Genomic DNA, 23,971 nt, shown 5'->3' on the forward strand with positions numbered 1-23,971 from the left:
TCTATGAATGAACATTTGCAACCGTTCGTTTTGAAGCAGCCGCTGCATACTCAGGTTTTTTTTACTTTAGTCCATACTACTGCAAGCTTGGTTTCTGTCTCTGATAAATATTGGCAGTCTAAAGGATTAAATGGCGCAAGAATTCGTATCTTGGTAGAAATATCTAAACAGGGTGGAACAATTCTGCCTTCTACATTGGCTCACAATATTGGTGTCACAAAAGCTAATATTAGTCTTTTGCTGACCCCCCTAGAGAAAGATGGTTGGATCACCCGTTCGAATCATACACAGGATGGTCGAAAAAGCGTTATTTCGATCACGGGTGAAGGTCAGCGATTACTCCTAGAACATCTTCCCGGAAATCGTGAAGTGATCGCTGAACGTATGCAGGGACTGGATGAACAAGAGCTTCGACAACTCATCGTTTTATTAGATAAGCTTAATAATAGCTAGCTATAATGTTGCGGTCTCGAATTCAAGGAAAGGGAAGGGTGGAGTGTAATGTCAATTATGGTTACTGGGGCTACGGGGCAATTAGGGAGTTTGATTATGGAGAATCTTTTACAGCTTGTTCCGTCTAGTCAGATTATCGCATGTGTCCGTGATCTAGAGAAAGCAAAGGATCTTTTGGAAAAAGGGGTTGAGATTCGCTTTGGCGATTATGACCAGCCTGATTCCCTGGTGGAAGCTTTTTCAGGAGTTGCAAATTTGTTGTTCATCTCTAGTTCACATCCCGATGATAACGTCAGATTGATTCAACATTCTGAGGTCGTTAATGTTGCATTAAAGGCCGGGGTAAAGCATTTGCTGTATACAGGCTTTGCATTTCCACCAAAAGGACAAATTCCAGCGAATCATGTTCACCTACTTACAGAGCAGATGATTCTTAAATCAGGGATTGACTATACATTTCTCCGCAACGCTTTGTATATGGATTTTATAAATGTACTAGGTCTGAAAGAGGCGATCCAAAACGGTGAGCTAATCACCTATCCAGGGAACTGGTTATTTAATTCGGTGACACGAAAGGATCTCGCTTTAGCAACAGCAGTCGTGCTTACCACTACAGGGCATCATAATCAGATTTATGAATTAGCTGCACCACGCTCTTGGGATTTCGACGAACTTGCGGAGATATTATCAGAGCTATCGGGAACAAGGATTGTTCATCGGCAGGATTCAAACATTCAGCACTGGATTTATTCATTTCTTGCGAAGTTAGATACAGCTTCTACTTCAAATGATATGGAGAGACTAATGGGACGGCCTGTTACCACATTGAAGGAGAGCATAGTCACTTTCCTTCAGAATGAATAGCGATATTGAATAATTCAATTATATAGTGGTTCGATCTAAAGTGAGTAAATAATTATATTTACTGGCATGTTTTAATTCATCTAAAATAATCCCATATACAGTATCGCGATAAACTCCAACAGGCAGACCAAACCATATTTCGCGGTACTTTTCTACAGCAGCCAGTTCACCTTGGAGTGCTTTCTCTAATCCTTCTTCATAGGAACTGATCCGTTGATATTGTTCACTACTAATTCCAGTGATATCTTGACCAGTAATTTCTTTGAACATCCCGCGGAACATGGAGTTGTGACCCCGTTCGTCATCTCGTATTGAGGTGATGATGGAGGCTTGCTCGGAATTTGGGGCCAGTTTGATAAGTTCATCATAGAAAAGCTCATCATTTCGTTCACCTTGCACAGCTTCTTTGATTAAATTTAATGCTTGAGGAAGAGAGGTTGCCCAGATAGGTTTGAAATCAGATCTATTCTGAGATAAGGGTGTCCAATACATTTTTTTATTAACCTCCTGATTTGCACATTATAATTAGGAGTAGTATATGAGCGAATGCCCGGTATGTTCACTTTTTTTCTTTAGTTGTTCTAACCCTTTAAAGTTGATACTATGGGTTCATCCGTAATTCAGGGAGTGTAAATGATGAAGAAGATTTTAATAGCAGATGACGATAGCAATATTCGGACTTTATTGAAGCATGTATTGACCAGAGAAGGTTATCAAGTCATGGAGGCCGTCGATGGTCGGGATGCGATACATAAACTGCAAGAAAGTATTGCCGATTTAGCCATAGTGGATGTAATGATGCCGCATGTGGATGGATTAGAGCTATGCCAGCATATAAGAGAAACGTATGATATACCGATCATTTTGCTGACAGCTAGGCAGCAGCTTAGTGATAAAGAGCAAGGCTATTTACGGGGAACAGATGATTATGTAACGAAGCCATTCGAGCCTGAAGAATTGTTGTTTCGGATTAAAGCTTTATTTCGGCGGTATTCCATCGCTTCGGATGATCGGATTCGCTTGAATTCACTTGTGATCGATCGTAAAAATTATGAGATCACGGATGGCGATGAAGTTCTCCTGCTGCCGGTAAAGGAATTTGAACTACTAGCGCAACTGGCACAATATCCAGGCAGACTATATTCACGCAGTGAGTTGATTGAATTAGTATGGGGAATGGATTATGAAGGTGATGAACGTACGGTGGATGTGCACATCAAGCGATTACGTCAGCGGTTTCTGGATTATCAGGATGATTTTGTGATTCGGACGGTAAGGGGAATCGGATATAAATTGGAGATGGTGAATTCGTGAAGTCCTTGTATGTGAGGATGTGCATTCTTTTTTGTTCGGCCATTGTTGTGAGCAGTCTTCTTGGTTTCTTGGTATCTAATATTTATTATCAAGCTCAGATTAAATCTCAGAACGATGCCAAGCTTACGGGGATGGCTATTGAAATCCAGCAGTTTGCGGAGACTCACCCGGATTCTATGGAGGATTATCTGCAAAGTGTAGCCAAGCTGGGTTATAAAATCTATCTAACCGATGCAGAAGGTCAATCCCGATTCTACGGCAAGCCTTTTCGGAAAGAGGATCTAGATAAGCAACAGTTAGAAAAAGTACTGAATGGACAAGTGTATCATGGTGTAGAAGAGTTTCCTGATAGTGCATTTATTACAGGGTTTTTTGATAACCAATTAAGCAATACGATAGGTGTGCCAATCGAAGTCAATAATGAGACCTTCGCGTTATTCATGCGTCCGGATGCAGAGGTTCAATTCGGTGAGCTGCGCGTATTTTTTGCTGTTATTATCGGGTTTACCGTATTGTTCAGTCTGGGATTCGTAATGATCAGCGTATTACATGTGGTCAGACCTATTACACGTTTAACAACGGCAACTAAGCGGATTTCAAAAGGTAGATATGATATTAAACTAAATACTTGGCGCAGGGATGAGATTGGTCAGTTAGCCTCACACTTTATGATTATGAGCCGTGAGCTGGAACGGACCAATCGTGCGCGTCAAGAGTTTGTTGCGAATGTGTCGCATGAAATCGAATCGCCATTAACTTCTATTCAAGGGTTTGCCCAAACCCTTAAAGATCCTACATTACCAGAGGATGAACGGATAGAGTACCTCAATATTATTGATCAAGAAAGCCATCGTCTATCGATGCTTAGTAAACAGCTGCTAACGTTATCTTCCCTCGATTATGATCCGGATTCCTTGCAGAAGAAGCCTATAGATTTGCGTGCACAGCTTCGGCAGGTTGTACAAATCATGGAGTGGAGATTAACAGAGAAGCAATTAGCGGTTCGTTTAAGTCTTGCGGACATTCGCGTACATGGCGATTCCAATCTGTTGTATCAGGTGTGGATGAACCTCATTACTAATGCTATCAAATATACACCTGCTGAGGGATCCATTATGATTTCCGCAAAACTTGACGAAGGGAATTGTGTTGTAACCTTTTCGGATACTGGGGAAGGTATTCCTGCTGAGGAATTACCACTCATCTTTGACCGTTTTTATAAAGTTGACCGGGCACGGACACGAGAAACACATAGTAGCGGACTTGGACTTGCGATTACGCAAAAGATTGTAGAGACACATAACGGAACCATAGAAGTATCCAGTACAGTTGGCAAAGGCACGACCTTTACTGTTACTCTTCCTCTTTTGTAACTGGTTATTCATACTCCGTTCATTTTCATCTTCTAAACTGTGACTATACAGATTAGAAGGAGTGGTAATATGTTTCTAGCCTTAAGAGAAATGCGACATTCTAAAGCCAGATACCTGTTGATAATGGTAATCATGTTATTGGTTTCCTTTCTTGTACTTTTCGTAACGGGACTGGCCAGAGGATTAGCGTATGCTAATATCTCAGCAATAGAGAATATGCCGGCAAACTATTACGTGGTGCAGAAGGATGCGGATCAGACGTTTAGACGTTCTCAGTTAACGGATGCGGAGCTGGGTAGTGTTCGAGCAGTAGTAGGAGATAATAATGCTTCATCACTTGCTTTACAGATGAGTACAGTGACTACGAACGATACGGATACTAAAGCAGACGTAACTTTTTTTGCAGTTGATATGAACGGTTTACTGGCTCCAAAAGTGATTGAAGGTGACAAGATTACGAATGATACGCAGGGAAGTGTCATCGTTGATCGTGACTTGGAACAGTCGGGCATTAAGATTGGTAGTACGATCCAAGATCAGGCGACTGGGAAGGAATTTAAAGTTACAGGATATGTTGAGAATAGCTCATACAGCCATACCCCAGTAGTCTATATTAACAATAAAGATTGGCAGGAAATGAGACAAGGTGTTAACCAAGGTAGTGAGGCTACATCAGGAGCGCCTTTTAATGTAATTGCGCTTAATGCAAACGCAGGGCAAGTGGATAAGATCTCTGCTAGTACGAAAAATGTGGAAGTGATTACGCAAAAAGAAGCGATTTCTAATATTCCGGGTTATTCATCAGAACAAGGTTCACTGCTTATGATGATTGCCTTCCTGTTCGTAATCGCCGGGTTTGTTCTGGCTGTATTCTTCTATGTCATTACCATTCAGAAAACAAGCCAGTTTGGAATTCTGAAAGCCATGGGTACAAAAATGTCTTACTTGGCTTGGAGCGTTGTAGGGCAGGTCATGATATTGGCTATTGCAAGTCTAAGCATTAGCTTGCTGCTTACCTTTGGAATGAATCAGGTACTACCAGACACTATGCCGTTCCAACTGGAACCTTCTACGATTCTATTAACCAGCGGTTTGTTCGTTGGGATGTCTCTTTTAGGATCACTCATTTCTGTCGCTAAAGTGGCAAAAGTTGATGCATTAGAAGCAATTGGGAGGGCTGGGGCATGAGTACTACTAAATTATTGATGAAGCAAGTGACCAAGACGTATGGAGACGGCGATACAACGGTATCTGTTCTGAACAATTTGAATCTTATAGTCAATGAAGGGGAATTCGTCGCCGTCCTTGGGCCTTCGGGAACAGGGAAGAGTACATTCCTTTCAGCAGCGGGAGCACTTCTTACGCCTTCCAGTGGTGAGATTTTCATAGATGGAGAATCGCTTACTGACAAAAGTAAAAGCGAGCTGACTGAGCTTCGTTTAGAGAAGATAGGCTTTATGTTCCAAAGTGCACAGCTACTGCCTTATTTGAAAGTTGAGGAGCAACTTCTCTTTGTAGCTAAACAAGCGAAGATGAGTGCTAAAGAAGCTAAAGAACGGGCAGCAGATTTGATGAAGCGTCTGGATATCTGGAAACGTCGGAACCATTATCCTGAGCAGTTATCTGGCGGCGAGAAGCAGCGTGTAGCCATTGCAAGAGCATGGATGAATAAACCTGCGATCTTGTTTGCAGATGAACCGACAGCAAGTTTAGATTTCAAACGGGGCAGAGAAGTCGTGCGAATGATTGCTGACGAAGTTAAGAGTGAAGGCAAGGCTGCTGTAATGGTCACTCATGATGAACGGATGCTTGAATGGTGCGACCGCGTGCTGCATCTGGAAGATGGACATTTGGTTGAACATGAGTTAAGCAAAATTTAGTAGAAAAAAGATTCATGCCTTGAATGGCATGAATCTTTTTTTGTGTGTGAGAAATAGACTGTCCTTATTTGTCAGCTATGGTAACTTGGCCTGAGCCATATGTGTCAAACCAGCCTTTAATTGTGTTGAAATCGCTACTGAATGACAGTGCCAGTTCTAGTAGAATTCGGGCATGTGCTGCGTTCAGGTTGTCTCCGGCAATTATGCCGTCACTTGATGTATAGTTAGAACCGGAACCCGTACGAGTGGTAGCTACGAAGATCACTCCGTTTTCCTTAATAGCCTTTGTACGAGCTTCTCCCATCGCTTTGGATACGCCACCGGCCCCTGTGCCTGAAGTAACGATACCTTTTGCTCCGTCTTGGACGAAACCTTTAATTGCTCCTGCACCCGCATCTTGGTAGGCATAAGCAATTTCAACTTTCGGCATATCGCTGCTCTTAATCTTAGTTAGATCGAATGGTGTTGCCCATTTGTCAGCGGTCAATAGCGCTCTGGAGTTCGCACGATATATTCTAATATTATTTTCATCGATATATCCGAGGATACCTAGTTGCGGACTTTCAAAAGTGTCAGTACGATAGGCATTCGTCTTGGTAACCTCTCTAGCTGTATGAATCTCGTCATTTAACATGAGTACAGTACCGTAATATTTCGTTTTTCCACTAGCAGCTAGTTTAATAGCATTGAATAGATTAGCCTGAGCGTCACTTCCGATAACAGTCCATGGACGCATAGAACCAGTTACCACGACAGGTTTGGAGCTGCGAACAGTAAGATCTAGGAAATAAGCAATCTCCTCCATCGTATCTGTACCTGTAGTAACAACGATACCGTCTTGGGTCTCTAGAGCTTTATCTACTTTTAAGGAGAGATCATATAGTTGTTGCATGGTATAAGAGCCAGAGCCTGCATTCCCGAATTGATAGCTAGTTACATCGGCGAACTTTTTAAGGTTAGGCAGCGCCTTGACCATATCCTCCATTAACAAAGTCCCGGCTTTATAATTCTGAAAGCTGGTCTCATCCACAGATTTACCGGCAATCGTACCACCGGTTGCTATGACTTGGACCTTTGGAAGCTTAACCGTTCCTTCAATCGTTTGGGTAACCTCTGAAGCGTAAGTGGTAGAAACGGGAAGCATTGTTGAAGCGGAGAAGAGTAGTGTGAAAGTGAGTCCAGCGGCAACAGTAGTTTTGGCGAGCTTTGATTGTAATCCATTCATAGATGTAGCCTCCCATTTGAGTATGTACTTTCACTTATATGTTATTTTATATTACATATAGGTGGTTCGTGATTGGATTATATCTATGAATATAATATTACGACAAGTTTACTTACATGCTGATAAAACGCTTAAATCTCCTAATTTTGCCGATTTTCTATCTATTACTTATATATTCTATGCATTTTATTAATCAACTTTTGAAGTAAAATATAATAGTTGTGTTATATTTTATAACATTAAACTTGCGAGGTTTATGAATCTAATAAATAACAAAATGCCGGACTATCTTTGTGAGATTGTCCGGCGTTGCTAATCTATAAATTTGCTGCCGAAACTTTCTCGGCGGCCTGACTACATGTCTTTTCTAGAGACGAGTAGTTTTTGTATAAACACATTGGTGGCCATGGAGGAGGAACTTTCTTTATGGCGGATGATAGAAAATTGTCTTTCAAAATGGTGATGTCTGATGGGAAGTTCATAGATTTCACCACATGCTAATTCTTTACGCACAATCCATCTGGAGAGCATAGCGATTCCCAAACCGGAGGAGACCGCTTCTTTAACTCCTTGACTACTGTTGAAAACATATGATCTTTTGACAAATATCTCTTCTTCTTGAATGAAATGATCACTAAAAGCACGCGTTCCAGAGCCAGGCTCTCTCAGTACCCAAACCTGATTTTGCAGCATGCTTTGCTCGACAGCCCCCCTTTTTGACAAAGGGTGATCGGCAGGGGAGACGATAATCATCTCATCCTTCATGTAAGGTGTGACGATCAGATCATTCTCATGGGCTTCTCCTTCGATAAAGCCTATGTCCAATTCATTAGATCTTACACCACCAATAATTTCTTCGGTATTACCGATTGTCACTTGAAGCTTAACTTGCGGGTACTGATTTGCAAATTCCGCAAGTCTTGAGGGTAATATATATTCTCCAATTGTAAAGCTCGCTCCAATATGTATACTGCCAGTTACCTCATCCTGTAGCATTTGTATTTCCTGATGAGCTTCTTCAAAGTGGGCCAATATTTGCTTGGCGTGTTTATAAAGAATTGCACCTGCTTCGGTTAATCTCACTTGTTTCGGAGACCGGTGCAGAAGCTTTGCGCCTAGTTCATTCTCAAGATTCCGGATATGTAGACTGACACCGGGTTGAGAAAGATTTAGTAATTCTCCTGCTTTAGAGAAATGGCTTTGCTCAGCTACAGTAACGAATACCCGTAATGTATCAACAATCATAAAAATCCCTCTCTGTAAGTCCCAAATGTATTAAATTTTCTTATCAAGTACGAACTGAGCTTTTATTTGTGAGAATCCAATTCGTGTGTAAAAACGTACGGCATCTTCCCTAGTTTGGTTTGTACGAACTCTTAATTTGTTCACTCCAATTTGTGCTGCCCAGCATTCACAGGCTTCAACAAGTTGTTTACCGGTCCCTACTCCGCGATGTTGCTGATCGACCACTAAACCACCAATCTCAACAAAGGGTGGAGATTCAATTAACAATCGCACACTGGCATGAATCCATCCTATTAATTGCCTATCCGACTCTGCTACATAAATAACATGATCTTTACGATTACTTATCTCTGGAATTCTTTCTTCTAGTTGCTCGATATTTAAAGGATAACCGAGTTCACTGGATAGTCTTGCAATCTCTTGAGTATCGTCTATTGTTGCTGTTCTAATAAGTATGTTCATTCACCGCCTTAAAATGAAGTAAGTCTTTATTATATTTCATCTTGTACAGAGGAACACTCTAATAAGCTACTTTGTACTATTCCGATAAGCGGATGGGGAAAGACCCATTGTCTTTTTAAAATACTTAGAGAAATGAGCTAATTCCATGCCGACTTGCTCCGCAATATCCGAAATGCTGAAATCTGTGTAAGAAAGCTGTCTTTTGGCATGCTCCATACGTTTCAATTGAACATAGTGCATAGGAGTCACCCCCATGAATCTTTTGAAATAAGGAATGAAATAGTTCGGGTGGAGGTGGACAAGCTCTGCTAAGTCATCAATCTCTATGGGCTTATTCAGATATTTATCGATGTAATGGAGCACATGAGCCAGCTTGCCTTGGTCACCGGTGTGTATGAATTGAGTCATAAAGTCTGTATCACTACTATCGCTCGATTCTAGACAAGTGGCTATGAGATTGAGCAAACACGCTTGCGTGCGCAGGATAGATAGAACGTCGTCCTTTTGAAATTGTTCGATCATCTCTATGAAGATTGTCCTTATTGAATCTGGATTAGGTGAATCGCAGATGTATAATTTTTTCTCTGCATGGAATAAGGGCCACTCCCCAATATCAGCATCAAAGTGGCAATAATAACGGATATATGGATCATCAATAGAAGTTTCGGTAGTTTGTGTGCTCCCCGCAGGCATGATCATAAGCTGACCCGGTTTCGGATAATAGGTAATCCCGTTAATAATAACTTTTCCCATGCCCCCGTCTATATAATACAGCCGATTAAAAGCGGGTGTTTCCAGCGTGCGGTTCCATCCGGGATATCTGTTACTCAGTTGGGCATGGGTCACAGTAACCTTGAGATTCTGCAGGAGACGTCCTGATAAGTTACCTGGGTTGTTCATCATCTAACTCCTTTAACGCTCGTATATCCTCATTATAACGGTTCTATTTAACTAAAACATCTTACTTAAATACAAATATACCTTAATTTCAATCATGTTCATGTCCATAAATTAAGTATATCCTCTAAGCATAACCACTAATAAGGAAGTGACCAGAGATGACTACAGTTCGTTATGGAATTATTGGCATTGGAAATATGGGAACGGCACATGCGCAAAGTCTGCTGAGTGAAATTAAGGGGGCCGAACTTACTGCCGTATGTGATATAAGAGAAGAACGTTTGAAATGGGCTGAAGAGCAATTACCAGAGAACGTAAGGAAGTATTCTACTCCGAAAGAATTATTCGAATCACGTATCATGGATGCAGTATTAATCTGTACTCCGCATTATGATCACCCTACACTTGCAATCGAAGCTTTTCAGCATGGTTATCATGTACTAGTGGAGAAGCCTGCAGGTGTTTATACGAAAGCTGTTCAACAGATGAATGATGCTGCAGCGAAGTCTGATCGCAAATTTGGAATGATGTACAATCAGCGTACTAATCCTTTGTATCAGAAGCTGAGAGATCTTATTCAGTCTGGTGAATTAGGTGAGATCCGGCGGACGAATTGGATCATTACCGACTGGTATCGATCGCAGAATTATTACAACTCCGGTGGCTGGCGTGCTACATGGGCGGGTGAAGGTGGCGGAGTATTACTTAATCAGGATCCGCATCAGTTAGATTTATGGCAGTGGACAACAGGCATGATGCCGAAGCGGATAAGAGCATTTTGCCACTTTGGAAAATATCGCAACATTGAGGTTGAAGATGATGTAACCGCTTATGTGGAATATGAGAATGGAGCTACGGGTTTGTTTATTACTACAACTGGAGAGGCACCGGGGACCAATCGTTTTGAAATCAATGGCGATAATGGGAAAATCGTAGTGGAAGACGGGAAGCTGACCTTTTGGCGTTTACGTACACCTGAGCCTCAGTTCAACGCAGAATTCACAGGAGGATTCGGTAGTCCAGAGTGTTGGAAATGTGAGATTCCTGTAGAAAATGGCGGAGGGGAGCAACATAAAGGGATTCTACGGAACTTTACGAATGCCATTTTACATGATGAGGTATTACTTGCTCCCGGGGAGGAAGGGATTAAGGGACTAACCCTTTCAAATGCCATGTATTTATCGGCTTGGACGGACAATTGGGTGGAGCTTCCGATAGATTCGGATTTATTCTATGAGAAACTAATGGAAAAAGTAAAAAATTCGACTTTCCAAAAGGAAACCTCAGAATCTAAAACATTGAATGTTAAAGGAACTCATTAAATCGAAGGAGAGAGGTTAAAGCCTATGAAACGTTCAACGATTGCGGCACAAATGTACACATTGCGTGATTTTACTCAAACGGCGGAGGATTTAAGAACAACTTTTCAAAAGGTATCAGCAATGGGTTATGAGAGTATTCAGATTTCATCCATCGGACCGATTGATCCGAAACTAGTCAAAAAATATGCGGATGAAGCAGGGCTGGCCATATGTGCGACTCATGTGTCATGGGAGCGGTTAGTGAATGATCTGGACGCTCTTGCCGCAGAGCATAAGCTGTGGAATTGCAAATACATTGGACTTGGAAGTTTACCGGAAGAATTTCGTACTGGAATTGAAAGCTACCGGAAATTCGCAAAATTGATATCTGAAATGGCAATAACACTCAAAGAACAACACGGTCTGCAATTTGTTTATCATAATCATGATTTTGAATTTGAACGTTTTGACGGTATTACTGGAATGGAAGTATTGCTCAATGAGACGGACCCTGCAGTTGGTTTCATTCTTGATCTATATTGGGTTCAGGCAGGCGGGGCAAGTCCAGTGGAATGGATACGTAAAGTTGAAGGCAGAATGCAGGTCGTGCATTTAAAGGATATGGCGATTATAGACAGACAGCAAGTCTTTGCTGAGATCGGTGAAGGAAATATGAACTACGGTGAGATTATTACAGCTTGCCGTAGAACAGGTGTTGAATGGTATGTAGTAGAGCAAGATGTTTGCCGTCGTGATCCTTTTGAGAGTCTGGAGATTAGTCTGCGCTATCTGCTTAATCTTTTATAGTATCACTTAGAAGCCATTAGGAGGATTCTGATGAATAGAAAAGATGGAATGAACTATGCCCCCACGTATGAAGCTAAACCAATAGTAAAGCCAGGTGAATTCATCTTCGCTGCGATTGCACTAGATCACGGTCATATTTACGGAATGTGTAACGGGCTCGTTGAGGCAGGGGCAGAGTTGAAATGGGTATATGATCCGGATGATGAGAAAGTTAGAGCTTTCATAGCCAAATATCCTGGAGCTAGGGCTGCTGAGTCTATGGATGAAATATTGGGGGATCCAGAGGTTCGCTTAATTGCGGCGGCAGCTGTTCCTTCAGAGAGAGGACCTTTAGGAAATAAGGTTATGGCTCATGGGAAGGATTATTTTACGGATAAGACCCCTTTTACAACACTTGAACAACTGGATGATGCTAGAGCTATGGTCGCAGCAACCAATAAAAAGTACATGGTTTACTATAGTGAACGTCTTCATGTTGAAAGCGCAATCTATGCGGGACAGTTGATCCGCCAGGGGGCGATTGGTCGTGTTCTTCAAGTCATTGGATTAGGACCGCATCGTTTAAATGCTTCTAGTCGACCGGAATGGTTCTTTAAGCGGGATAAATATGGCGGAATCCTAAGTGATATTGGCAGCCATCAAATCGAACAATTTTTGTATTATGCAGATTGTCAGGATGCTTCAATTGTTCACAGTAAGGTAGCTAATTATAATCATCCATCTTACCCTGAATTGGAGGACTTTGGTGATGCGACGCTTGTCGGGGACAATGGTGCAACCCAATATTTTCGAGTAGATTGGTTTACACCTGATGGGCTCGGAACCTGGGGAGATGGACGTACAATGATCATGGGGACTGAAGGCTATATTGAATTGCGAAAATATACTGATGTCGGGCGTTCAAATACAACAGATCATGTGTACTGGGTGAACGGAGAAGGGGAGCATTATGAACATGTGGCTGGAAAAGTTGGTTTTCCGTTCTTTGGTGAGCTTATCCTTGATTGTCTGAACCGGACGGAGCAGGCGATGACACAGGCACATGTCTTTAAGGCTGCTGAACTATGTCTGATGGCTCAAGCTCAAGCGATGAATCTAACCCCTGATCAACTAAAATAGCGAATGGAACGATTATAGGAGGGTGGAATAGATGACTACACTTGGAGCAGCGATTATTGGCTGCGGGGCGATTTATCCTCTCCATGCTAAAGCAATATCAGCTATAACAGATGTAAATCTCCTTACTGTTGTAGATATTGATGTTGATAAAGCTAAACAAGCGGGAATAGAATACGCCTGCCATGTCACTGATGATTATAGGGAAATACTCAATGATAATCGTATTGACGTTGTACATCTCTGTACACCTCATTATCTTCATGCAGAAATGGCTGTAGAGCTATTGCATGCAGGAAAGCATGTGTTAACTGAAAAACCAATCGCCGTTGACCTTCCTTCAGCTAAGCTTATGTTGGATGCAGCGGAAAAGAGTTCAGGCCAGCTTGGTGTGGTGTTCCAGAACCGTTATAATGATGCATCGATCTATATTAAGAAGACGATTGATTCTGGTGCTTTAGGAAAACTGCTTTGTATGAAGGGGATCGTAACCTGGCACCGAAACGAAAGTTATTACAGAGATAGTAACTGGAGAGGAAGATGGTCCACGGAAGGCGGAGGGGTTCTAATTAATCAGACCATTCATACCTTGGACTTACTCCAGTGGTTTGGGGGTGAGATAATCTCTGTGAAAGGCAGTATTACCACGGATGTGCTGGATGATATCATTGAAGTAGAAGATACCGCACATGCTTGCATCGACTTCGCCACTAATGTTCGCGGGTTATTTTATGGTACGAATACCTATCTTGAGAACTCTCCGGTGGAGTTGGAGCTAGTCTTTGAAGAGGGAACGCTTACCCTTCGTAGAGACTACTTGTATCTTTGGAAAGATGGGAAGGAAAGCTTGGTTTGTCAGCCTATTTTCAGTCCTACCGAAGGAAAGTCGTATTGGGGGACTGGGCATAAAAGACTGATTGAGGACTTCTATGACCATATTTTTAGTGGACGAAAGTTTTGGCTTGATGGTTCTGAAGGGATAAAGGCACTGGAGCTTGTGAAGGCTATTTACAGCTCATCGCAGAGGAATAAATAATCATCAATATAGTAAAGCTGTTCCAAAAGTAGATTTATCTACAAATGAGACAGCTTTTTCGTGTTTAGGGACTTCCCACATTTGGTTAAACACTAAGAAGACTACGACTTGCAGAGGAAGATAGATTTGATTAATTCTCCTTAGTGGAATAATCTAAAGTAAGTATAGGTTATTAACAGCAAGATATCTGGAGGGTGCATACAATATGGAGAAAATACTACAGAACATTAGAACGAACACCAAACTAATTTCCATTGTGCAGACCATTGTTTTTATCTTTGTCATATTATACGTACTGATGTTTCTTTCTGGTGGATTATTCACCACCTTTTTTATTATGCTCATTGCTTGTTTTGTTAGTGTGATCGCTGCTTTACTCATGCTAATTCGAAAAAGCTTCTTATGGACAATTGTTGATCTTGCTGCTGCGGGCAGTATGTTCATTTATTTTATTTATAATGCTTAACTGTTATTAATCCTTGCAAGAAGCGGGTTTATGGCTGTAGCTTAAGTTCCTTAACCTGGAGGACTTATTTCTCTCTTTTTTGCAAGCTTTTAAATAATTTATTTTTTTCATATAATAGTAGATATTAAATTTATAAATAATTGTAATACACTCGGATAAGGGTATAATTGAGACAGAAAAGGTGTGACGCCTAAGAAGGAGCGCCCACATCCTTTCTGCAAAATTCAGGGGATAAGGATGGTAATAATGGGCAAAAGTGCAACTGAAACAGACGTCATTTTAATTGGTGCTGGAATCATGAGTGCGACTTTAGGAACACTTTTAAAAGAATTAGTGCCGGATTGGAAGATTAAAGTGTTTGAAAAGCTCGAAAATGCAGGTGAGGAAAGCTCGAATGAATGGAATAATGCAGGAACTGGACATGCGGCGCTCTGCGAGCTTAACTACACTGTCGAAAAATCCGATGGAACCGTAGATATAAGTAAAGCTATCCAAATTAATGAACAGTTTCGGCTTTCATTGCAATTTTGGTCCTATTTGGTAAATCGTAAGCTGATACATAATCCGCAGGACTTTATCATGCCATTGCCCCATATGAGTTTGGTATTAGGTGAGAAAAATGTTGCTTTTTTGAAGAGAAGATTTGAAGCGCTATCAAAAAATCCTTTGTTTCAGGGAATGGAATTCTCTGATAATTACAGTAAATTAATGGAATGGATACCACTTATTATTAAAGACCGTCCATCGAATGAACCTATAGCAGCAACAAAAATTGACACTGGCACGGATGTTAACTTTGGTGCTTTAACGCGCATTTTATTTGACCATTTAAAGAGTAAGAATGTTGACCTTCATTATAAACATAGTGTGGATGGAATTACACGTACTAGCGATGGCTCGTGGGATTTGAAAGTGAAAAACGACAGCGGAACCATCGAACACCATACTGCAAAATTTGTCTTTGTCGGTGGTGGCGGAGGAAGCCTGCATATCCTGCAAAAGTCCGGAATTCCTGAAGGGAGACATATTGGAGGATTCCCGATTAGCGGAATATTTATGGTGTGTAATAAATCAGAAGTTATCGAGCAGCATCATGCAAAAGTTTACGGGAAAGCTAAGGTTGGAGCGCCTCCTATGTCTGTTCCGCATCTGGACACCAGATTTATAGACAACAAAAAATCATTGCTATTTGGACCGTTTGCCGGCTTTTCACCAAAATTTCTAAAAACCGGTTCAATGTTTGATTTGATAACTTCCGTAAAACCGGATAATCTCCTAACAATGCTGTCGGCAGGTGCAAAGAACATGTCCTTGACCAAATACCTGATCGAGCAAGTGTTGTTATCGAAAGAAAAGCGTATGGAAGAATTACGAGAGTTTATTCCGAATGCTAAAATCGAAGATTGGGATTTAGTCGTAGCAGGCCAACGCGTGCAGGTTATCAAAGATACAGATGACGGCAAAGGAATCCTTCAGTTTGGTACAGAGGTAATTAGCGCAGAAGACGGTTCGATTGCAGCATTACTAGGAGCTTCTCCAGGTGCTTCTACGGCTGTTCACGTGATGCTTGAAGTACTTAATAAATGTTTCCCTCAACATATAAAAGAGTGGGAACCGAAAATTAAAGAAATGATTCCTTCTTATGGCTTATCACTACTGGAAAATCCAGAGCTTTTGCAAGAAGTGCACACATTAACGGCAACTACATTGGGGCTAGGTGGAAAAGAGCGAGTGCATAGTTAAGCAATGATCAATCGCTCGAAAGTATGATAATTGACAGATATTTTCTTCAAGAAAGCCTATGGATTTCATTCATAGGTTTTTTGTTTAGGGAATTCGAAAAAAAAGAAGGGGGAGTGCACATGAAACGAGGCATCATTTTTAAGATTCCTAATGAATACGGGAAAATACTTGGAGATCTATTAAAGCCATTTAATATCGAATCATTCAATTGGTATATAGGTGGCGAGGAGTCTTATTTTATCCAAAACGATACATTAGGGGAGCTCATGTTCCATGAAGACATATATGGTATGGACGGCAGAGTCCTGAAAGAACTGTTGGAGAATAACGAATACTATATCATTTTTGCGAATTTCAAGGCTTTTCTACGAGAGAAGGATGTAATTGATGTTCAGACCTATGAGGAGTTCTTAAATAGTGATTGCCAGCTTGTACTTTTAGTCGTCGATTGTGAATATGCTACAGTTTATTGTAAAGACCAAGGGAAGCTTGAAGCACTGTACCATAACGCAATTTCAAATGGATTTGAAGATGTTCAGTACATTACGAATGAGAATGACTTCAGAACAAGACTATCAATATGGTAGATGGAAACCGTAAGGTTGATTTGACGAACAAATCATTCGTTTGTTACAATGGCCCCATCAATTAGGAAAAGGATGAGGACGATGGTTCGTCGTTTGAAACGGTTTAAGAATGTCGCTACTGTATCAAGCTTCTAAGTATAAATGCTATAAATTACTTAGAAGCGAGGGAAAAGAATGAAACAACAGTTGTTTAACCACTGGTCAGAAACGAAGTATTTAAAGGATATTGTCACCAACCCAATGATTGAGGTAGGGGATTACTCGTACTACTCTGGGTATTACGATAATCATCATTTTGAAGACGGGTGCGTCAGATATCTTTGGGGAGACGAAACGTCAAGAAAGTTATTTAACCCGATCGAAGATTTTGGGTGGCATTTAGATAAATTGATTATAGGAAATTATGTTTGTATTGCAAGTGGTGTAATTATTTTAATGGGTGGAAATCACAATCATCATCCAGAATGGATTACCGTGTATCCTTTTGTGGACCAGATTGAAACCTCTTACGAACCCAAAGGGGATACGATCATAGAAAGTGATGCTTGGATTGGGATGAATGCAATGATTATGCCAGGTGTGAAAATAGGTGAAGGTGCTATTGTTGCGGCAGGCTCGGTTGTTGTAAAAGACGTTCCACCATATACAATAGTAGGTGGCAATCCTGCTAAAGAGATTAGAAAACGATTTACAGATCGTGAAATCGAAAAGTTAAAGGAAATGCGTTGGTTTGATTGGAAACGTGAGAAAATTGAACAAGCTACGTCTATCTTTTCAAGTTCATCGATTGATCAATTATATGAGTTTTATCTAAGGGAAATAAATTCATAACACAATCAGAACAGGCTGCCGAAATTATTCGGCAGCCTGTTCTTTTATCAGTTAAGGCAGTTTAACAATAATTGTTCTTTACCAGATTAATCCTAATTAGTATGATAATATGAATGGGCTCATCTAATCTCTTAGGAGGAAAGTGTGCTAGATATATGAAATATATTGAATTTGGTCTAGGCAATACATGGTTTATTAGAACCGAAACGGAGTTAGAGGATGGAAATGAATTTGAAGAAAAAGGAATTGTGAAACCGGTAAGGTTCCATTCTCTATATTTCAGGATTTGGATTGGTAAAACTGTAGTAGTCCTAGACTTAAAACAAGGTTTTAAAATAAGTAAGAAAAGTTATAACGCGTTTAAGATTATTTTTGGTATAACAAGTCTCTAGAATAAAGGAGCATACATATAACGACAAGATGGAGGAAACTATGGATAAAATATTAAATGAAATAACCAATTTGATAAGCAGTGAGGAAAAAAGAGTTACTATTGGGATTTCGGGTCATGGTGCATCTGGAAAGACAACATTTGCCCATAATCTTTTAAAGCGTCTGGGTCATGAGAAGGTGAATTATATGAATACTGATCCCTATATTATCGGCTCACATCTTAGAAAGTACACTGTAATCGATTATGAATATAGCAATGAACGTCATCGTAATAAAATGACAGCTTGTCATCCTTCTGCTCATAATATATCTGCTCTAGAGAGAGACATCCGAATGATGCGAGATGGTTTAGATTTTTATACAATAGACACCAATTATTTAAAGAGTACAATGATAACTTCACAAAACAGAGTGAATATTGTAGAGGGCATGAGCGTTGCTTTTGCAGACCCGAATTTGTTTGATCTGAAGGTTTACTTATATACGGATGGAGACACTGAATTGATGAGAAGGAGTATACGTGATGTCTCTGAAAGAGGAACAGACATCAAATATTTAAGGAAATCACATGAAGACCGTAGAATTCAATATGAGTTATTTATGCATCCTTTTCATCGAAACTTTGATATCATTATAAAAAATTCCAATGAAGGTTATATTCTTGAAAATGAATGTAGGAGGGAAAAGCCACCGACAAACTAGATGGGTATATTGCAAGGAAGTATAATCAGGTTACGAACCTTGGAAAGTTACTTGATCCATTAGCGGATAAGTTGCCCATTTCTGCTGCGTTGATTCTACTGGTAAGTCAGCAGATGTTATACGCATGGGTTGCTTTAGTTATTGTAGCGAGGGAAGTGATTACGAATATACCTATCAATCAAATCCTAATCTATATTTCACTGGTCATAACTATCTATTCAGGATTTAACTACATAAGAAATAACTATCGTTTTTTAAAATTAGAAGCATGAGCTCGATAAAAAGGTTGCCGAGTAACGCAACCAAATAGATAAAGGCGAATTCTCACTCCATTTCGAGTAAGAATTCGCCTTTTTTCACTGTAAATAAACCCATTGCCCTTGCGTGTGTATGCCAAGTCTAACCTCAAATCCGAACTATTGACACAAAAGTGTATTACACGTATAGTACATAAGTAAGATGTATGAACCACTTAGTACACACACTTAGTATATGGAGTTGGTTGTATGACAGAAGAACAAAAATCAGGTGTCAGCTTTAATATTCGTGAACCGGTATATATTCAAGTTGTCCGTTACTTTAAAGAACAGATTGCTACAGGGCAAATCGGAGCAGGAGACAAGATTCCTTCACGGCGTGAACTGGCATCAGTAATGAAGATTAATGCGAACACGGCACAGAAGGCATATAAGGAAATGGAGGAACAGGGTTTGATCGTAACAGAAGGAAATTCCCCAAGTCGAATTACACAGGATCAGCAAATACTAAGCTCGATTCGTGCTGAATTAATCGAAAGTGCAGTGGATGTATTCATCGGTTCCATTCGAAATATTCAAATTCCAGTTGAAGAACTGGTAGACATCATAAAGACAAAATATACAATAGAGCGATCTCCAGAGGGTGGTGACACAAGATGATCCAAGTGAATCAGATGGTGAAGAATTATGGATTCAAGAAGGTACTAAATGGCGTTAGCTTTACTGCTGCCAAGGGAGAGATCACCTGCCTGATCGGAATCAATGGTGTCGGAAAGTCAACGGTGCTGAAGTCCATCATGGGACTGACACCATACAAAGGTGAAGTCTTAATCGATAATGCATCACTAACACCTGCGATGTATGAGAAAATGACTTTTATTCCAGATTCGTTAACGATGCCCTCCAATATGCGAATTGCTGATTGCTTCAGCTTTATGGCTGACTTTTATCGGAATTGGAACGCTGAACGTGCAGAGGAGTTGCTTAAGTTCTTCCAACTGAGCTCTAAAGATCGCGTATCCTCATTGTCAAAGGGGATGGCTGCGAAGTTAAATTTGTTGCTCGGACTTGCCTTGGATTGTGATTACATCCTAATGGACGAACCGTTCTCGGGGATTGATATGTTCAGCCGCGAGCAAATTACTGATGTGTTCACGAGTGAATTGATCGAGGATCGTGGTGTGATTATTACAACTCATGAAATTAACGATATTGAGCATTTAATTGATAAAGCGGTCTTGCTACAGCACGGGAAGGTAGAACGTGAATTCTACTGTGAAGAAGTTCGCGAGCAAGAAGGTAAGTCCATTACGGACGTAATGAGAGAGGTGTACATAAAATGAGAGCTTTTGTGAAGCTATTGAATTTTGAAATGAACCGATTTGCCAAAATATATATTGGACTCATGTTGCTGACAGTCGCCTTGCAACTTGTAGCAGTCACCCTCGGTGCTAATCATTGGCTGGATTCTGCGAATGAGGCAATGAGAGTGAATCAATGGACCCTTGAGCAATATCACAATGTGACTGGAAATATTCAGCTAAACAGTATGATGTATGCTCGCTATAATGGACTTCTATATTTCGGACCCATATTTTTGAGCATCACAGTGTTGCTGATATATAGCTGCTTCATTTGGTACCGCGACTGGAGAGGTAAAAATACGGTAGTATAACGCCTGCTCACGTTGCCCTCCAATCGGGCGAATTTGTATTTTGCCAAGCTGGTTACGATCTTGCTATTCGCATTTGGACTTGTCGCCCTGCAAATTATCCTTGTTCCACTGGAGCGTTTGATAGCACAGTCGATTCTTCCTGCTGAATTATATCGGAACATCTCGGTATTTGATTTTTTGAAGTATCCTACTGTGCTTAAAGTTCTGGTTCCGCCTTACTTTTCTGAGTTTTTACTATACTATGGACTGGGCATTATTGGCTTGATCGTCTTGTTCACAGTGATTCTAATCGAGCGGAGCTACAGACTGAAAGGGATTGGCTTTATCGTACTATATTTAGCGGTTCTGGCTGGACTAGCCTCAATACCTTTTCTTATGGGTTATAGCAGTTACGATAGCTACTTCTATCCAGGTGAAATCATAGGCGCTTGTCTCGGATTAATAGTGATCATTGTTGGAGGTTCGCTTTGGTACAGCTTGTATCTATTGCGTAAAAAAATATCGGTATAATTGAAGGGGTATGGAGGTTAGGAAATGAGAAAATATATGGTTACCGCCGTTCTTGTAGTGTTCGCGGTTGTTACAATCGGGACGTATTATGTGCAAGCTTCACAAGAGACACCACCTAATTATAAGCTGACGACGGTTCAAGGGGATGCTTCCCTCGTTGAAGGTATAGCGGTATACGGAAACTACGTGATTAAGGATAGTACTTTTGGTATCAAAAGAGCTTATATCACGACAAATGGTACAGATTATCCAGATGAAAAGTCGGCAATTAGCCAAAGCTTAAATCGAAGACCAATGAAAACGCAATTGGATCAGTGGATTGAAGAGCATCGTCAGTTCATGCGCGGTAAGACAAACACATCTGGTTTCTATGAGAATGAGGAAATGCTTGCTTATGTTAAAGCGACAGTAGATACGAAGCGATCAAATGATTCATCAGCGAAGAAATATGCAAAGCTTAGTATTTCTGTACTCAACAAGCAGAAGAACAATACGCTTGAAATCACATCCGATATCAATGTAGATCAAGATATTTCAGATATGTATGTACAAAATGTACAGCTTATTGATCAGCAGCTTGTTGCTATGGTGTTTATGAATCACAGTGCCAAAGGTTATGTTTCTGAACCGCAGATCCTCCGTGTCAATCTAGCCACAAAAGAGATTAAGAATGAGCCGCTCGCGTTACCAGGCGGTAAATCTGTAGCAGCAGACGGGGATACTCAATATGCATGGCTAGCCAATCAAAATCTGGAGCACACTGAGCAATGGATTTTAAGGATTAGTAGAGATAATCATAGAAAGGCATATCAAGTGGATGTTAAGACAGGACAAATCACTCCACTCACATTCCAAGGGCATGAAATGTTATTGAATAATATTATGTATACCTATGGACAGAAAATTTATTTCCTGCAAAAAGCCGTGTCGAGTAAGGAGAATATAGGATTCACTGTTATTTCTTACGATCTCGTGAGAAAAGAATATGAGGCTATTCTGAAGAATACAACTATAGATTTAAGTGAAAACATTACCTATGCTTTTAAACAAGACCATCTCTATATTATGGGTTATAAGAATTTCAAAGGTAATCGTCTATATGTATTCAATTTGACAAGCGGTAACCTTGAGTACGAAGGAAAAGTAATATCAACAGAGGCCGCAAATCAGGCTGAAGATGAAGCTAACATGGATTTGAATTTTATCGATCTCGGTCAGTTCTAGCATTGTTTTTAGAATAAAAAATTAAATATAAAGAGACATAAAGAGATATGAAAAGGTGACAAAGGCCGGGCTAATGACTTTTAATAGTCAATTAGCTCGGCCTTTTAGTCGTGAAATTTATAACAGTCATTAAACACTATTTTTCGATTAAAATATATTGTAAAACGATAAACTATATGTTAGATTCAATTTTGAAAATAACTTTGTGAGGTGTGTTTTATGAAACTTGGATCAACGCTTTTTTTAAGGATAGCAGTTGTTCTTATTGGACTTCCAGTTCTTGCGTTGTGTATAATTTTCGTGCCTGCGATTTCGAATTATGCAGCAGAATTATACCCTGATCAAACCTATATTAAATATCTCTTGTACATTGATTTATATACATCGGCGATACCTTTTTACTTTGCATTGTATCAAGCGATCAAACTGTTAGGGTATATTGACAACAACAACGCTTTCTCAGAATTATCTGTAAAGGTATTAAAAAATATCAGGAACTGTGCAATTGCAATCAGTGGAATTTATGTTGTGGGATTGCCACTTTTCTATCTCGTCGCGGAGAGAGATGATGCCCCGGGGTTCATTGTCATTGGGGTGGTTGTGATTTTTGCTTCCATGGTGATTGCAGTGTTTGCTGCGGTGCTCCAAAAGCTTTTGAAGGAAGCTATTGATATAAAATCAGAAAATGACTTAACAGTCTGAGGAGAAAACAATGGCGATTATTATTAATATTGACGTGATGCTGGCTAAAAGAAAAATGAGCGTGACCGAGCTTTCGGAGCGGGTTGGAATAACAATGGCTAACCTGTCTATATTGAAAAATGGAAAGGCGAAAGCGGTTCGATTATCAACATTAGAGGCGATCTGCAAAGCTTTAGATTGTCAGCCTGGCGATATTTTAGAATATAAAAGTGACGAGGAGACTTAAGAAATAAATGAATAGTAGAGGCGGGGCTCTTTTCTCAATCTTTATGAGAAGGGGGCCTTTTTGATGTGCAATAATTAGAGGTGAAAAATAATAGGGGATGTATTAATGATAAATAATAATTGTTATACAATCAAAATATATTGAATTACGATAAATTATATGATAAATTGAATCCAGATTATTAACTTTGTGAGGTGCAGCTTATGAAACGAGAAACACTCTTTTTAAAGATGGTTGTAATTCTGATTGGACTTCCGGTTCTTGCTTTGTGTATTTTTTGGTTACCTACGATACCTAACAAAGCAGCTGGAGATTATCCGGTGTATTTGGTTTATCCCGTTCTTATAGGGGTGTATGTAACGGTGATAGCCTATTTTGTAGCTTTATATCAGGCGTTAAGACTTCTAAGCTTCATAGACAAGAACAAAGCGTTCTCAGAATTATCCATTAAGGCTTTAAAAAATATAATTTACTGTGCAATCATCATCAGTATCTTATATGCGGCGGGTATGCCACTTATTTACGAAATGGCACAGGAAGCTGATGCACCAGGCTTAATAGTACTCGGACTTGTCATGACTTGTGCTCCAATTGTAATTGCGGTCTTTGCTGCTGTTCTTCAAAAGCTTTTGAAAAATGCCATAGAAATAAAATCAGAAAATGACCTAACCGTCTGAGG

At 40.2% G+C, this 23,971-nt stretch carries 30 protein-coding genes; 25 read left to right on the forward strand and 5 right to left on the reverse strand.

Annotated features, from left to right (window positions below; all coding sequences use genetic code 11):
• Positions 1-3 precede the first annotated feature (3 nt).
• Positions 4-453 (forward strand): MarR family winged helix-turn-helix transcriptional regulator, encoded by a 450-nt coding sequence (locus ACN6MV_RS14055; protein WP_042127406.1) that lies wholly within the window; start codon positions 4-6, stop codon positions 451-453.
• 48 nt (positions 454-501) lie between these two features.
• Positions 502-1,317 carry an SDR family oxidoreductase gene (locus tag ACN6MV_RS14060; RefSeq protein ID WP_419886572.1) on the forward strand — a complete coding sequence of 272 codons (816 nt, stop codon included), beginning with the start codon at positions 502-504 and terminating at the stop codon, positions 1,315-1,317.
• 18 nt (positions 1,318-1,335) lie between these two features.
• On the opposite strand, the gene ACN6MV_RS14065 is transcribed toward ACN6MV_RS14060, so the two are convergent.
• Entirely contained in the window at positions 1,336-1,809 is a 474-nt protein-coding gene (locus ACN6MV_RS14065) for a ferritin family protein (protein ID WP_042127409.1), read from the reverse strand.
• A 144-nt stretch (positions 1,810-1,953) separates the two neighbouring features.
• On the opposite strand from ACN6MV_RS14065, the gene ACN6MV_RS14070 reads away from it, so the two are divergent.
• The 4 genes from ACN6MV_RS14070 to ACN6MV_RS14085 all read left to right on the forward strand — a co-directional run bounded on the left by ACN6MV_RS14070 (position 1,954) and on the right by ACN6MV_RS14085 (position 5,884).
• Positions 1,954-2,631, forward strand: coding sequence for a response regulator transcription factor (locus ACN6MV_RS14070; protein ID WP_042127411.1), 678 nt, complete (start codon positions 1,954-1,956; stop codon positions 2,629-2,631).
• Positions 2,628-4,004 (forward strand): sensor histidine kinase, encoded by a 1,377-nt coding sequence (locus ACN6MV_RS14075; protein WP_419886573.1) that lies wholly within the window; start codon positions 2,628-2,630, stop codon positions 4,002-4,004. The genes ACN6MV_RS14070 and ACN6MV_RS14075 overlap by 4 nt, the downstream gene beginning before the upstream one ends.
• A 69-nt stretch (positions 4,005-4,073) precedes the next feature.
• The gene (locus ACN6MV_RS14080; protein ID WP_419886574.1) at positions 4,074-5,192 is read left to right on the forward strand and encodes an ABC transporter permease; all 1,119 of its coding nucleotides are present in this window, start codon (positions 4,074-4,076) and stop codon (positions 5,190-5,192) included.
• A complete protein-coding gene (locus ACN6MV_RS14085) occupies positions 5,189-5,884 on the forward strand; it encodes an ABC transporter ATP-binding protein (protein WP_419886575.1) in 696 nt (231 codons plus the stop codon). The genes ACN6MV_RS14080 and ACN6MV_RS14085 overlap by 4 nt, the downstream gene beginning before the upstream one ends.
• Before the next feature lie 64 nt (positions 5,885-5,948).
• Here ACN6MV_RS14085 and ACN6MV_RS14090 read toward each other — a convergent pair whose 3' ends face one another.
• The 4 genes from ACN6MV_RS14090 to ACN6MV_RS14105 form a co-directional block, all read right to left on the reverse strand.
• Positions 5,949-7,109, reverse strand: a complete 1,161-nt coding sequence (locus ACN6MV_RS14090; protein ID WP_419886576.1) for an asparaginase — start codon at positions 7,107-7,109, stop codon at positions 5,949-5,951.
• A 354-nt stretch (positions 7,110-7,463) separates the two neighbouring features.
• A complete protein-coding gene (locus ACN6MV_RS14095) occupies positions 7,464-8,354 on the reverse strand; it encodes a LysR family transcriptional regulator (protein ID WP_419886577.1) in 891 nt (296 codons plus the stop codon).
• 30 nt (positions 8,355-8,384) lie between these two features.
• Entirely contained in the window at positions 8,385-8,816 is a 432-nt protein-coding gene (locus ACN6MV_RS14100; RefSeq protein WP_419886578.1) for a GNAT family N-acetyltransferase, read from the reverse strand.
• 66 nt (positions 8,817-8,882) lie between these two features.
• Entirely contained in the window at positions 8,883-9,719 is an 837-nt protein-coding gene (locus ACN6MV_RS14105; protein ID WP_419886579.1) for a helix-turn-helix domain-containing protein, read from the reverse strand.
• A 155-nt stretch (positions 9,720-9,874) separates the two neighbouring features.
• Here ACN6MV_RS14105 and ACN6MV_RS14110 point away from each other — a divergent pair, with 155 nt between their 5' ends.
• The 19 genes from ACN6MV_RS14110 to ACN6MV_RS14200 all read left to right on the forward strand — a co-directional run bounded on the left by ACN6MV_RS14110 (position 9,875) and on the right by ACN6MV_RS14200 (position 23,969).
• Positions 9,875-11,038 carry a Gfo/Idh/MocA family protein gene (locus ACN6MV_RS14110; protein ID WP_419886580.1) on the forward strand — a complete coding sequence of 388 codons (1,164 nt, stop codon included), beginning with the start codon at positions 9,875-9,877 and terminating at the stop codon, positions 11,036-11,038.
• 24 nt (positions 11,039-11,062) lie between these two features.
• On the forward strand, positions 11,063-11,824 hold the full coding sequence (locus tag ACN6MV_RS14115; RefSeq protein WP_076118423.1) for a sugar phosphate isomerase/epimerase family protein: 762 nt from the start codon (positions 11,063-11,065) through the stop codon (positions 11,822-11,824).
• Positions 11,825-11,854: 30 nt separating this feature from the next.
• Positions 11,855-12,943, forward strand: a complete 1,089-nt coding sequence (locus tag ACN6MV_RS14120; protein ID WP_419886581.1) for a Gfo/Idh/MocA family protein — start codon at positions 11,855-11,857, stop codon at positions 12,941-12,943.
• A gap of 31 nt (positions 12,944-12,974) precedes the next feature.
• A complete protein-coding gene (locus tag ACN6MV_RS14125) occupies positions 12,975-13,976 on the forward strand; it encodes a Gfo/Idh/MocA family oxidoreductase (protein ID WP_339290954.1) in 1,002 nt (333 codons plus the stop codon).
• A gap of 205 nt (positions 13,977-14,181) precedes the next feature.
• On the forward strand, positions 14,182-14,442 hold the full coding sequence (locus tag ACN6MV_RS14130; protein ID WP_339290956.1) for a hypothetical protein: 261 nt from the start codon (positions 14,182-14,184) through the stop codon (positions 14,440-14,442).
• A gap of 246 nt (positions 14,443-14,688) precedes the next feature.
• On the forward strand, positions 14,689-16,185 hold the full coding sequence (locus ACN6MV_RS14135; protein WP_419886582.1) for a malate:quinone oxidoreductase: 1,497 nt from the start codon (positions 14,689-14,691) through the stop codon (positions 16,183-16,185).
• A 119-nt stretch (positions 16,186-16,304) separates the two neighbouring features.
• Complete coding sequence (locus ACN6MV_RS14140) at positions 16,305-16,772, forward strand: DUF2691 family protein (RefSeq protein WP_419886583.1); 468 nt, start codon at positions 16,305-16,307, stop codon at positions 16,770-16,772.
• A gap of 174 nt (positions 16,773-16,946) precedes the next feature.
• A complete protein-coding gene (locus ACN6MV_RS14145; RefSeq protein WP_341112605.1) occupies positions 16,947-17,603 on the forward strand; it encodes a CatB-related O-acetyltransferase in 657 nt (218 codons plus the stop codon).
• Positions 17,604-17,758: 155 nt separating this feature from the next.
• A complete protein-coding gene (locus tag ACN6MV_RS14150; RefSeq protein ID WP_375102837.1) occupies positions 17,759-17,995 on the forward strand; it encodes a DUF3977 family protein in 237 nt (78 codons plus the stop codon).
• Between the two features lie 40 nt (positions 17,996-18,035).
• On the forward strand, positions 18,036-18,698 hold the full coding sequence (locus ACN6MV_RS14155) for a uridine kinase family protein (RefSeq protein ID WP_419886584.1): 663 nt from the start codon (positions 18,036-18,038) through the stop codon (positions 18,696-18,698).
• Between the two features lie 8 nt (positions 18,699-18,706).
• Entirely contained in the window at positions 18,707-18,970 is a 264-nt protein-coding gene (locus tag ACN6MV_RS14160; RefSeq protein ID WP_081954080.1) for a CDP-alcohol phosphatidyltransferase family protein, read from the forward strand.
• Between the two features lie 234 nt (positions 18,971-19,204).
• Positions 19,205-19,615, forward strand: coding sequence for a GntR family transcriptional regulator (locus tag ACN6MV_RS14165; RefSeq protein WP_375102839.1), 411 nt, complete (start codon positions 19,205-19,207; stop codon positions 19,613-19,615).
• Entirely contained in the window at positions 19,612-20,298 is a 687-nt protein-coding gene (locus ACN6MV_RS14170; RefSeq protein WP_419886585.1) for an ATP-binding cassette domain-containing protein, read from the forward strand. Before ACN6MV_RS14165 ends, ACN6MV_RS14170 begins: the two co-directional genes overlap by 4 nt.
• Positions 20,295-20,630: a hypothetical protein gene (locus tag ACN6MV_RS14175; RefSeq protein ID WP_419886586.1), complete on the forward strand. Its 336-nt coding sequence runs from the start codon at positions 20,295-20,297 to the stop codon at positions 20,628-20,630. Before ACN6MV_RS14170 ends, ACN6MV_RS14175 begins: the two co-directional genes overlap by 4 nt.
• A gap of 60 nt (positions 20,631-20,690) precedes the next feature.
• Positions 20,691-21,140, forward strand: a complete 450-nt coding sequence (locus ACN6MV_RS14180) for a hypothetical protein (RefSeq protein WP_419886587.1) — start codon at positions 20,691-20,693, stop codon at positions 21,138-21,140.
• Between the two features lie 24 nt (positions 21,141-21,164).
• Entirely contained in the window at positions 21,165-22,364 is a 1,200-nt protein-coding gene (locus ACN6MV_RS14185; RefSeq protein ID WP_419886588.1) for a hypothetical protein, read from the forward strand.
• A gap of 219 nt (positions 22,365-22,583) precedes the next feature.
• The gene (locus ACN6MV_RS14190) at positions 22,584-23,066 is read left to right on the forward strand and encodes a DUF2975 domain-containing protein (protein ID WP_419886589.1); all 483 of its coding nucleotides are present in this window, start codon (positions 22,584-22,586) and stop codon (positions 23,064-23,066) included.
• A gap of 10 nt (positions 23,067-23,076) precedes the next feature.
• Positions 23,077-23,292 carry a helix-turn-helix domain-containing protein gene (locus tag ACN6MV_RS14195; protein WP_042127458.1) on the forward strand — a complete coding sequence of 72 codons (216 nt, stop codon included), beginning with the start codon at positions 23,077-23,079 and terminating at the stop codon, positions 23,290-23,292.
• A gap of 203 nt (positions 23,293-23,495) precedes the next feature.
• Positions 23,496-23,969 (forward strand): DUF2975 domain-containing protein, encoded by a 474-nt coding sequence (locus ACN6MV_RS14200; RefSeq protein ID WP_042127460.1) that lies wholly within the window; start codon positions 23,496-23,498, stop codon positions 23,967-23,969.
• Positions 23,970-23,971: the final 2 nt, after the last annotated feature.

The sequence above is a fragment of the Paenibacillus sp. B-A-8 genome, assembly GCF_048572915.1.
Classification (GTDB): domain Bacteria; phylum Bacillota; class Bacilli; order Paenibacillales; family Paenibacillaceae; genus Paenibacillus_AQ.

Bases quoted from the DNA above. Each gene is read 5' to 3' on its own strand.
- ACN6MV_RS14150 (WP_375102837.1), top strand. From the start codon at position 17,759: ATGAAATATATTGAATTTGGTCTAGGCAATACATGGTTTATTAGAACC.
- ACN6MV_RS14195 (WP_042127458.1), top strand. From the start codon at position 23,077: ATGGCGATTATTATTAATATTGACGTGATGCTGGCTAAAAGAAAAATG.
- ACN6MV_RS14120 (WP_419886581.1), top strand. From the start codon at position 11,855: ATGAATAGAAAAGATGGAATGAACTATGCCCCCACGTATGAAGCTAAA.
- ACN6MV_RS14155 (WP_419886584.1), top strand. From the start codon at position 18,036: ATGGATAAAATATTAAATGAAATAACCAATTTGATAAGCAGTGAGGAA.
- ACN6MV_RS14060 (WP_419886572.1), top strand. From the start codon at position 502: ATGTCAATTATGGTTACTGGGGCTACGGGGCAATTAGGGAGTTTGATT.
- ACN6MV_RS14130 (WP_339290956.1), top strand. From the start codon at position 14,182: ATGGAGAAAATACTACAGAACATTAGAACGAACACCAAACTAATTTCC.
- ACN6MV_RS14080 (WP_419886574.1), top strand. From the start codon at position 4,074: ATGTTTCTAGCCTTAAGAGAAATGCGACATTCTAAAGCCAGATACCTG.
- ACN6MV_RS14170 (WP_419886585.1), top strand. From the start codon at position 19,612: ATGATCCAAGTGAATCAGATGGTGAAGAATTATGGATTCAAGAAGGTA.
- ACN6MV_RS14055 (WP_042127406.1), top strand. From the start codon at position 4: ATGAATGAACATTTGCAACCGTTCGTTTTGAAGCAGCCGCTGCATACT.
- ACN6MV_RS14165 (WP_375102839.1), top strand. From the start codon at position 19,205: ATGACAGAAGAACAAAAATCAGGTGTCAGCTTTAATATTCGTGAACCG.
- ACN6MV_RS14185 (WP_419886588.1), top strand. From the start codon at position 21,165: ATGAGAAAATATATGGTTACCGCCGTTCTTGTAGTGTTCGCGGTTGTT.
- ACN6MV_RS14140 (WP_419886583.1), top strand. From the start codon at position 16,305: ATGAAACGAGGCATCATTTTTAAGATTCCTAATGAATACGGGAAAATA.
- ACN6MV_RS14125 (WP_339290954.1), top strand. From the start codon at position 12,975: ATGACTACACTTGGAGCAGCGATTATTGGCTGCGGGGCGATTTATCCT.
- ACN6MV_RS14115 (WP_076118423.1), top strand. From the start codon at position 11,063: ATGAAACGTTCAACGATTGCGGCACAAATGTACACATTGCGTGATTTT.
- ACN6MV_RS14200 (WP_042127460.1), top strand. From the start codon at position 23,496: ATGAAACGAGAAACACTCTTTTTAAAGATGGTTGTAATTCTGATTGGA.
- ACN6MV_RS14065 (WP_042127409.1), bottom strand. From the start codon at position 1,809: ATGTATTGGACACCCTTATCTCAGAATAGATCTGATTTCAAACCTATC.
- ACN6MV_RS14135 (WP_419886582.1), top strand. From the start codon at position 14,689: ATGGGCAAAAGTGCAACTGAAACAGACGTCATTTTAATTGGTGCTGGA.
- ACN6MV_RS14085 (WP_419886575.1), top strand. From the start codon at position 5,189: ATGAGTACTACTAAATTATTGATGAAGCAAGTGACCAAGACGTATGGA.
- ACN6MV_RS14105 (WP_419886579.1), bottom strand. From the start codon at position 9,719: ATGATGAACAACCCAGGTAACTTATCAGGACGTCTCCTGCAGAATCTC.
- ACN6MV_RS14070 (WP_042127411.1), top strand. From the start codon at position 1,954: ATGAAGAAGATTTTAATAGCAGATGACGATAGCAATATTCGGACTTTA.
- ACN6MV_RS14190 (WP_419886589.1), top strand. From the start codon at position 22,584: ATGAAACTTGGATCAACGCTTTTTTTAAGGATAGCAGTTGTTCTTATT.
- ACN6MV_RS14100 (WP_419886578.1), bottom strand. From the start codon at position 8,816: ATGAACATACTTATTAGAACAGCAACAATAGACGATACTCAAGAGATT.
- ACN6MV_RS14175 (WP_419886586.1), top strand. From the start codon at position 20,295: ATGAGAGCTTTTGTGAAGCTATTGAATTTTGAAATGAACCGATTTGCC.
- ACN6MV_RS14110 (WP_419886580.1), top strand. From the start codon at position 9,875: ATGACTACAGTTCGTTATGGAATTATTGGCATTGGAAATATGGGAACG.
- ACN6MV_RS14090 (WP_419886576.1), bottom strand. From the start codon at position 7,109: ATGAATGGATTACAATCAAAGCTCGCCAAAACTACTGTTGCCGCTGGA.
- ACN6MV_RS14145 (WP_341112605.1), top strand. From the start codon at position 16,947: ATGAAACAACAGTTGTTTAACCACTGGTCAGAAACGAAGTATTTAAAG.
- ACN6MV_RS14095 (WP_419886577.1), bottom strand. From the start codon at position 8,354: ATGATTGTTGATACATTACGGGTATTCGTTACTGTAGCTGAGCAAAGC.